The organism is Frankia sp. CcWB3 (assembly GCF_977927595.1).
The window spans coordinates 1-2,228 of the sequence record NZ_CDWRCK010000266.1 but is presented as its reverse complement, the minus strand read 5'-3'; the positions used below and the strand labels follow the sequence as shown (position 1 = coordinate 2,228).

The 2,228-nt window shown below is 71.7% G+C and carries 2 protein-coding genes; both read left to right on the top strand.

Annotated features, from left to right (window positions below; genetic code table 11):
- Positions 1-1,830 (top strand): tetratricopeptide repeat protein (locus ACY5KJ_RS17090; RefSeq protein ID WP_462203836.1); only part of this gene is annotated, 1,830 nt, incomplete at its 5' end.
- A gap of 40 nt (positions 1,831-1,870) precedes the next feature.
- Entirely contained in the window at positions 1,871-2,152 is a 282-nt protein-coding gene (locus ACY5KJ_RS17085) for a hypothetical protein (RefSeq protein WP_462188700.1), read from the top strand.
- Positions 2,153-2,228 lie beyond the last annotated feature (76 nt).

Sequence of the window (2,228 nt, the reverse complement as noted above, 5' to 3'; positions counted from 1 at the left end):
CCGGTCGGTCCGGACGCGGACGATGGCCTGGTCCGCTCGACCGGAAATCCCTACCTGGAGTCGTTGCTGCGATGTTGGGCGGGCGACGCCGACACCTGGTCGCTGGTGGACGCCATCCAGAGCAAGCGGCACGGTCACGGCGCCGCCGGTCGTGACCGTCAACTCGGCTCCGCGCGGCCGATCCTGGCCGCTGTGGACCAGTTCGAGGACTTCTTCGTACCCCACTCGCCGTATCTGGACCCGTTGCGCACCCAGTTCGTCGAAGTTCTCGGTGAGGCCGTGGCCGCCCTCCCGGACCTGCACCTGTTGCTGGTGATCCGGCGTAACCACCGGGCCGCGCTCGCGCCCTACGAGGACACCCTCGCCGGTGGCTCGACGATCGCCAGGGTCGCCGTCGGACCGTTGGACCGGCGCTCGGCAACTGCGGCGCTGACCGAACCGTTGCGGGCGGCGGGCCGACGCCTCCCGCCGGGTGTCGCCCAGGCCTGCGTCGACGGCCTTGTCACCAGCCGTGTGGTGGACGCTACCGGGACGGAGTCCGTTCTGGTCGCCAGCACGGTGCAGCCGGCGTACCTCCAGCTCGTGGCGACGGCCATCTGGCGCTCCCCGCTCGTCACCGCCGGACCCGCCACCGAACCCGCCGCCACCGAACCCGTCACCGGCGCCCAGCTGGCGGAGACCGGTGATGCGAGCATGATCCTCGGGGCGTATCTGACCCAGGCGATCGTGGCCGTGGCCCGGGAACACGACCTCGACGACGGGGAGGTGTGCACCTGGCTGACCCGGACCTTCATCACCGAACGCGGCCGGCGGGGAGCCGTCGACGAGGGCATCGAGACGACCGCCGGGATGCCCACCACCCTCCTCGACGCACTGGTCGAGCGATATGTCCTCGCCAGTGAATGGCGTTCGGGTTCCCGGCGGTTCGAGCTCTTCGACGATCGCCTTATCCCGCCGCTGCAGGAGGCCTTCCCGGACTGGTCCGTCGCGGGACGCTTGGCTGGTGCGGCTGGTGCGGCCGATTTCCTCCAGGCCGCGCTGGTGAGCTTCGCCGACGGCGATGTCGTGGCCGCGCGCGGCCATGTCGACGAGGCGTTGCTCCGCAGCCCGGACGGCTCCCGGACGACGGCCCGGACATCGGCCCCGCGGGCCGAGCTCGATGAGGCGCAGGCCCGACCCGAGCAGGCGGAGCAGGGGTACCGTGAGGCCGCCGAACTCTACGAATCGCTGTCCGACACCGAGGGTTCGGGCCGTGCCCTGGCCGCCATCGGCCGGCTCCTGCTGCGCGGCGGTCAGTACGGCCGGGCCATCGAAGATTTTCAGGCCGCTTCCGCGCGGCTGCCGGCCGACTCCGGCGTCCAGGCCGACCTCGCCCGGGCGCTGTGGTACTCCGGCCAGCCCTGGGGGGCTGCCGCCATCTTCTCGACCGTGCTGACGATCGCTCCGGAACCGGAGGCCGCCCTTGCCGGGCGGGGACAGCTGCGGGTGGAACTGGGGGACGACGTTTCGGCGTTGGAGGATCTCGAGCGGGTGACACGGCTGGCTCCCGACGTCGCCGGCGTCACGGAAGTGCGGGCGACCCGCGCCCTGGCGCTGGCCCGGCTCGGCCGATCGAGGGAGGCATCCGACGAGACCGCGGCGGTCCTGGACGCGGCGCCGGACAGCGGCCCGGTCCTGTGGCGTGCCGCCGGTGTGGCGCGTGCCGCCGGCGAGGACACTCGAGCGGACGATCTGCTGCGGCGCGCGCTCGACGCACGCGATCCGGCGCTGCTCCCGCATCAACAGGAGCAGGTGCTCCGCTCGCTGCGCCGCTCGGGGGCCATGGCCTGACACCGGTATCGCAGCAGCGCGGCTGGGAGGTTGATCCAGGATGACTCTACATCGCCAGGCGAGTGATGATCGGGCGGAGCGGACGGTCGACGTACGGCCGCACCTGGTCCCGTCGGGCGAGGAAGTCGTGGTCCCGCGGTTCCGGATGCCGCAGGAGTCGATTGCGCCGGAGACGGTCTACCAGATCGTCCACGACGAGCTGATGCTCGACGGCAACGCGCGGCTGAACATGGCCACGTTCGTGACCACCTGGATGGACCCGTACGCCGACCGGTTGATGGCCGAGTGCGCCCCGAAGAACATGATCGACAAGGATGGGTAGCCGCAGACGGCGGCGCTGGAGGAACGGCGAGTCATCGTTCCACCACTGAGCCGGGCGCCGGGCGCGGGGGCGGGGG

Bases quoted from the DNA above. Each gene is read 5' to 3' on its own strand.
- ACY5KJ_RS17085 (WP_462188700.1), top strand. From the start codon at position 1,871: ATGACTCTACATCGCCAGGCGAGTGATGATCGGGCGGAGCGGACGGTC.